The sequence below is a fragment of the Streptomyces turgidiscabies Car8 genome, from assembly GCF_000331005.1.
In the GTDB taxonomy this organism is placed as follows: domain Bacteria; phylum Actinomycetota; class Actinomycetes; order Streptomycetales; family Streptomycetaceae; genus Streptomyces; species Streptomyces turgidiscabies.
In genome coordinates this window covers 1-6,176 of sequence record NZ_AEJB01000002.1, presented here as the reverse complement: position 1 = coordinate 6,176, position 6,176 = coordinate 1, and the positions used below count along the sequence as shown (strand labels likewise).

6 protein-coding genes are annotated in these 6,176 nt (G+C 68.5%); all 6 read left to right on the top strand.

Annotated features, from left to right (window positions below; genetic code table 11):
- Window positions 1-70 precede the first annotated feature (70 nt).
- The 6 genes from STRTUCAR8_RS00055 (at window position 71) to pgi (ending at window position 6,130) form a co-directional block, all read left to right on the top strand.
- Complete coding sequence (locus STRTUCAR8_RS00055; protein ID WP_006373290.1) at window positions 71-1,282, top strand: phosphoglycerate kinase; 1,212 nt, start codon at window positions 71-73, stop codon at window positions 1,280-1,282.
- Window positions 1,283-1,290: 8 nt separating this feature from the next.
- Window positions 1,291-2,067 (top strand): triose-phosphate isomerase, encoded by a 777-nt coding sequence (tpiA, locus tag STRTUCAR8_RS00050; protein ID WP_006373287.1) that lies wholly within the window; start codon window positions 1,291-1,293, stop codon window positions 2,065-2,067.
- Window positions 2,068-2,190: 123 nt separating this feature from the next.
- A complete protein-coding gene (secG, locus tag STRTUCAR8_RS00045) occupies window positions 2,191-2,427 on the top strand; it encodes a preprotein translocase subunit SecG (RefSeq protein ID WP_006373292.1) in 237 nt (78 codons plus the stop codon).
- A gap of 243 nt (window positions 2,428-2,670) precedes the next feature.
- A complete protein-coding gene (locus STRTUCAR8_RS00040) occupies window positions 2,671-3,006 on the top strand; it encodes an RNA polymerase-binding protein RbpA (protein ID WP_006373288.1) in 336 nt (111 codons plus the stop codon).
- A 133-nt stretch (window positions 3,007-3,139) separates the two neighbouring features.
- Window positions 3,140-4,420, top strand: a complete 1,281-nt coding sequence (locus tag STRTUCAR8_RS00035; protein ID WP_006373289.1) for an MFS transporter — start codon at window positions 3,140-3,142, stop codon at window positions 4,418-4,420.
- A 57-nt stretch (window positions 4,421-4,477) separates the two neighbouring features.
- Window positions 4,478-6,130, top strand: a complete 1,653-nt coding sequence (gene pgi, locus STRTUCAR8_RS00030) for a glucose-6-phosphate isomerase (protein WP_006373291.1) — start codon at window positions 4,478-4,480, stop codon at window positions 6,128-6,130.
- Window positions 6,131-6,176 lie beyond the last annotated feature (46 nt).

Sequence of the window (6,176 nt, the reverse complement as noted above, 5' to 3'; positions counted from 1 at the left end):
AGCCCTGTGGCGCGTGCGGATCGATCCAGCCCCCTCCCGGACCAAAGAGCCCTCCCTAGGAGTCCCCTTCATGAAGACGATCGACGAACTCCTCGCTGAAGGAGTCGACGGCAAGCGGGTCTTCGTCCGCGCCGACCTGAACGTGCCGCTGGCCGACGGAGCCATCACTGACGACGGCCGCATCCGGGCCGTCCTGCCCACCGTCAAGGCCCTCGCGGACGCCGGCGCCAAAGTCCTCGTCGCCTCCCACCTGGGCCGCCCCAAGGGCGCCCCGGACCCTGCCTTCTCCCTGCGGCCCGCCGCCGAGCGCCTCGGCGAGCTCCTGGACGCCCCTGTGGCCTTCGCCCAGGACACCGTCGGCCCCGCCGCCCACGACGCCGTGAACGGCCTCGAGGCCGGCCAGGTCGCGGTGCTCGAGAACCTGCGCTTCAACGCCGGCGAGACATCGAAGGACGACACCGAGCGCGGCGAGTTCGCCGATCAGCTCGCCGCCCTCGCCGATGTCTACGTGGGCGACGGCTTCGGCGCCGTGCACCGCGGACACGCCTCGGTCCTCGACCTGCCGGCCCGCCTGCCGCACTACGCCGGCTACCTCATCGCCACCGAGGTCGGCGTCCTCAAGAAGCTCACCGAGGACGTCAAGCGGCCCTACGTCGTCGTCCTCGGCGGCGCCAAGGTCTCCGACAAGCTCGCCGTCATCGACCAGCTCCTCGGCAAGGCCGACCGCATCCTCATCGGAGGCGGCATGGTGTTCACGTTCCTCAAGGCCAAGGGGTACGAGATCGGTGCCTCCCTCGTTCAGGAGGACCAGCTCCCGGCCGTCAACGAGTACATCGAGCGCGCGGAGAAGAACGGCGTCGAGCTGATCCTCCCCGTCGACGTGCTGGCCGGCTCGGCCTTCCCCGACCTGAAGACCAAGGCTCCGGCCAACCCGGCCACCGTCGCCGCCGACGCGATGCCCGCGGACCGGATGGGACTGGACATCGGTCCGGAGTCCAGCACGCTCTACGCCTCGAAGCTCGCCGACGCCGGCACCGTCTTCTGGAACGGTCCCATGGGCGTCTTCGAACACCCCGACTACGCCGAGGGCACCAAGGCGGTCGCCCAGGCCCTCCTCGACTCCCCGGCCTTCACGGTCGTCGGCGGCGGAGACTCCGCCGCCGCCGTGCGCATCCTGGGCTTCGACGAGAACGCATTCGGCCACATCTCGACCGGCGGCGGCGCCTCCCTCGAATACCTCGAGGGCAAGACGCTTCCCGGTCTCGCCGCACTGGAAGGCTGACCCCGCACATGACCACTCGCACGCCCCTGATGGCGGGCAACTGGAAGATGAACCTCAACCACCTCGAGGCCATCGCCCACGTCCAGAAGCTCGCCTTCGCCCTCGCGGACAAGGACTACGAGGCCTGTGAGGTCGCGGTTTTGCCGCCCTTCACCGACCTGCGTTCGGTTCAGACCCTGGTCGACGGCGACAAACTGAAGATCAAGTACGGCGCCCAGGACATCTCCGCGCACGACACCGGCGCCTACACGGGTGAGATCTCCGGCCCGATGCTGGCCAAGCTCAAGTGCACCTACGTGGCGATCGGCCACTCGGAGCGCCGCCAGTACCACAACGAGACCGACGAGCTCGTCAACGCCAAGGTGAAGGCCGCCTACAAGCACGGCCTCACGCCGATCCTGTGCGTCGGCGAGGAGCTGGAGGTCCGTGAGGCGGGCAACCACGTCTCCCACACGCTCGCGCAGGTCGAGGGCGGCCTCAAGGACGTCGCGGCCGAGCAGGCCGAGACGGTCGTCATCGCGTACGAGCCCGTCTGGGCCATCGGCACCGGCAAGGTCTGCGGCTCCGACGACGCCCAGGAGGTCTGCGCGGCGATCCGCGCGAAGCTCGCCGAGCTCTACTCCCAGGACGTCGCCGACGCCGTACGCATTCAGTACGGCGGCTCGGTGAAGTCCGGGAACGTCGCCGAGATCATGGCGAAGCCCGACATCGACGGCGCGCTCGTCGGCGGTGCCTCGCTGGACGCCGACGAGTTCGTCAAGATCGTTCGGTTCCGCGACCAGTGAGTATGCGCTAGGAGCGATCCGTCGTACTCTTGCGGGGCCGAAACTAGTATTTGGTGCGCCGAGCGTTCCGAATGAGAGTTCCGGCCCCGTCGTCCATCAGAATCCGAGGAAGTTGGTCCAGCCGTGGTTTTGGGGTTCTCGATCGCCCTGATCGTCTTCAGCCTGCTGCTGATGCTGCTGGTGCTGATGCACAAGGGGAAGGGCGGCGGCCTCTCCGACATGTTCGGTGGCGGCATGCAGTCGTCCGTCGGCGGCTCCTCGGTCGCCGAGCGCAACCTCGACCGCATCACCGTGGTGATCGGCCTGTTGTGGTTCGCGTCCATTGTCGTACTCGGCATCCTGATGAAGGTGAACAACTGATCAGCGGCTGACACCGGTCGTCAAATACCGGTACGACAGCACATTACGCACGCACATTCCGCACGTAAGGCCCCATGTTCGGTACGCCCTGCCAAGGGCGGCCTATCATGGGGCTTGCGTCTTGGTGCAGGGCCTGTAACTCCAAGCACTGGACGCGCGTTGGGCCTTACGTAGACTGAGGCGCTCGCAACGAAGCGAAACGCCGACTCGCTTCGCGGCACCATTACGCAGGGAGTTACGACCGTGGCAAGTGGCAACGCGATCCGAGGAAGCCGGGTCGGGGCGGGGCCGATGGGCGAGGCCGAGCGTGGCGAGTCCGCGCCGCGTCTGCGCATCTCCTTCTGGTGCTCCAACGGACACGAAACGGTGCCCAGCTTCGCCAGCGACGCGCAGGTCCCCGACACCTGGGACTGTCCGCGGTGCGGCTTTCCCGCCGGACAGGACCGGGACAACCCACCGGCCCCGCCGCGCACCGAGCCGTACAAGACGCACCTGGCGTATGTACGAGAACGGCGCAGCGACGCGGACGGCGAGGCGATCCTCGCCGAGGCCCTCGCCAAACTGCGGGGCGAGATCTAGGAGTTGACGGCCGGCCAGGCACCGAAAGGTGCCTGGCCGGAGCCGTTTGACGGGGCGTCGGCCAACGGCGCCCCGACCGATTGTCAGTGGTGCCCTCTACGGTTTGTGAATCGGCGAACCGCGAGGGGGAATGGTGACGACGGTCGAGATGGCGGGAGCGCGTGTGCCCGCGTGGCGCGGGGGATTCGGGCGGTTGTGGAGCGCCGCCGTACTCTCCAGCTTCGGCGACGCGCTGCGCACGGCGGCACTGCCCCTGCTCGCCGTGACACTCACCGACAACCCCCTGCTCATCGCCTCCGTGACGGCCTGCGGCTATCTGCCCTGGCTCGTCTTCGGACTGCTCGGCGGTGCCGTCGCGGACCGCGTCGACCAGCGGCGCGCCATGTGGACGGTCGATGCGCTGCGAGGGCTGCTGGTCGCCTGTTTCGCCGTGGCCGTCGGCCTCGGGCACGCCTCGATCGGCCTGCTCGTCGCGCTCGCCTTCGCACTGACCACCCTTCAGACCCTCTTCGACAACGCCTCGACGGCCCTGTTGCCGAGCATCGTCGACAAGGAGGCGCTCGGCGGCGCGAACGCCCGACTGATGACCGGGCAGCGCGTCGCGGGCGGTCTGCTGGCCGCTCCGGTGGTGCCCGTACTGATCGTGGTGGGCGCGGCCGTCCCGTTCGCGGCCGATGCCGTCACCTTCCTGGCGGGGGCGGCCCTGGTCGCCTCGCTGCGCCCCGACGGGCCCGCGCGGACGCCCAGACCGGCGGGCAGCACCCTGCGCACGGAGATCGCGGCGGGCCTGCGCGCCCTGTGGCACGACAGGCCGCTGCGTGGCCTGTGCGCTGCCACGGCACTGTGCAACATCGGCATGGGTGCCCTCATCGCGACGATGGTGCTGCTGGTGACCCGATGGCTGGACGCGGGCAACGGAGGGTACGCGGCGGCGATGACCGCGTACACCGTCGGCAGCCTCGCCGGCGGCGTACTGAACGCCTGGCTGGTCGGCCGACTCGGGCGGATACGGGCCGTGCTGCTCGCCGGAACGGTGCAGACCGGCGCGCTGGTCGTCATGGGTTCGGTGCGCAGCCTCGCCGCGCTGGTGGCCGCCCTGGCGGCGTTCGGGCTCATGGGTATGGTGTGGAACGTCAACACGACGACGCTGATGCAGAGCCGCAGCCCCGCCGCGATGCTGGGCCGGATCAGCTCGGCCTTCCGGACGCTGGCGGTCGCCGGAGCACCCCTGGGCGCACTGCTGGGCGGGGCCGTCGCGACAGCGTGGGGACTCAACACCCCGGCGTTGCTGGCCGCGGCTTTCTTCGTCCTGTCGGTCGCCGCACTGATACCGGCGCTGAAGTCGGACGTATCTGTTGTTGGATCTGTTGTCGGATCGGATGACGGTAGGACGACAGCTCGACCAACAGGCTGATCAATTAGGTTGGGACCGGCAGCGGGGGCCCAGGCAGGAAAGAGGCGGAAGTCCGAGATGAACGCAGACAGCCGTAACAGGCTCAACCAGACGCCCGAGTGGGCGGCTTTGGCCAAGCACCGTGAGGAGCTGGCGGACACCCGTCTGCGGGACCTGTTCGCGACCGACCCCGGACGCGGTGCCGGATACATGCTGCAGGTCGGCGACCTGCACATCGACTACTCCAAGCACCTCGTCACCGACGAGACCCTCGCCCTTCTCCAGGAACTGGCCGCGGCGACGGGTGTGTTCGGGCTGCGGGATGCCATGTTCCGGGGCGAGAGGATCAACATCACCGAGGACCGGGCGGTGCTGCACACGGCGCTGCGGGCGCCGCGTGGCGCGGTGGTCGAGGTCGACGGTGAGAACGTGGTGCCGGCGGTGCACGCGGTGCTGGACCGGATGGCCGCTTTCGCGGAGCGGGTGCGGTCGGGTGAGTGGACCGGTCACACGGGCCGGCGTATCCGGAATGTCGTCAACATCGGTATCGGTGGCTCGGATCTGGGTCCGGCGATGGCGTACGACGCGTTGCGGGCGTTCACCGCACGGGAGCTGACGTTCCGGTTCGTGTCGAACGTGGACGGCGCGGACCTGCACGAGGCGGTGCGGGACCTGGATCCGGCGGAGACGCTGTTCATCGTGGCGTCGAAGACGTTCACGACGATCGAGACGATCACGAATGCGACGTCGGCGCGGTCGTGGCTGCTGGCGGGGCTCGGTGGTGACGAGAAGGCGGTCGCCCGGCATTTCGTGGCGTTGTCGACGAACTCGGGGAAGGTCGCCGACTTCGGGATCGACACGGCGAACATGTTCGAGTTCTGGGACTGGGTCGGCGGCCGGTACTCGTACGACTCGGCGATCGGGCTGTCGCTGATGATCGCGATCGGGCCGGAGCGGTTCCGGGAGATGCTGGACGGGTTCGCGCTGGTCGACGAGCACTTCCGGACGGCTCCGGCGGAATGCAACGCACCGTTGCTGCTGGGGTTGTTGGGTGTCTGGTACGGCAATTTCTTCGGGGCGCAGTCGCATGCGGTGCTGCCGTACTCGCACTATCTGTCCAAGTTCACGGCGTACCTGCAGCAGCTGGACATGGAGTCCAACGGCAAGTCGGTCGACCGTGACGGGCTGCCGGTGGAGTGGGAGACCGGACCGGTGGTGTGGGGGACGCCCGGTACCAACGGGCAGCACGCCTACTACCAGTTGATCCACCAGGGGACGAAGGTCATCCCGGCGGACTTCATCGGCTTCGCCGAGCCGGTGGCGGAGCTGAGCGACGAACTCAAGGGCCAGCACGACCTGTTGATGGCCAACTTCTTCGCGCAGACCCAGGCGCTGGCCTTCGGGAAGACCCCGGAGGAGGTTCGGGCGGAGGGGGTGCCGGAGGAGTTGGTCGCTCACAAGACGTTCCGGGGTGATCATCCGACGACGACTGTGCTGGCGGGGGAGCTGAGTCCGTCCGTGCTGGGGCAGTTGATCGCGCTCTACGAGCACAAGGTGTTCGTGCAGGGTGCGGTGTGGAACATCGACTCGTTCGACCAGTGGGGGGTTGAGTTGGGGAAGGTGCTGGCGAAGCGGGTGGAGCCGGCGTTGACGGAGGGGGTGGAGGTGGCGGGGTTGGATGCGTCCACCTCGGCGCTGGTTGCCAAGTATCGCGAGCTGCGCGGGAGGTAAGGGGGGTTCTCGCCCCCGCCGCCCCTACCCGTCCCATCCCGTTCCT